This window comes from Polaromonas sp. P1_G2 (genome assembly GCF_056405515.1).
Genome location: NZ_JBFUBY010001553.1, coordinates 1 through 385 on the forward strand (window position 1 = coordinate 1; position 385 = coordinate 385).

Here is a 385-nt window from a genome sequence, read left to right on the forward strand (position 1 = left end):
GGACAATGTCCTCTTCCCTGCATTCGAGGCACGCATGCTCGCGTCGCCCGATTTCGCCAAGACGCTGGCACGGTTGAAATTCGAGCATTTCGAGGACGAATGTTTCGCCGATGAACTGGCCGAGCGCCTGCTGATGCTCGGTACCGGACGCGGCGACGTCAACATGGAGGCCACGGGCTACATGCTCAGGGGGTTTTTCGAATCGGTGCGACGCCACATCGCGTTTGAGCGCGACTATTTCGCCACGCTCGGCCTGATGGCCGCCGCACCCTCGGACCGCCACTGATTGGCGACAGGCGCCGAGACAGGCGCCGAACATTGCCGCGACCGACCGGCTGAATGCCCGCGCCGGCAGGCTTTATCGCTGTCGACCTTGATCTCGATC

Annotated in this window: 1 protein-coding gene; it reads left to right on the forward strand. The window is 62.9% G+C overall.

The genetic code is table 11. From position 1 onward, the window contains the following. Positions 1–286: hemerythrin domain-containing protein (locus tag AC1D0P_RS31515; RefSeq protein WP_477680319.1), on the forward strand; the 286-nt coding region annotated here is incomplete at its 5' end. Between the last annotated feature and the right edge of the window lie 99 nt (positions 287–385).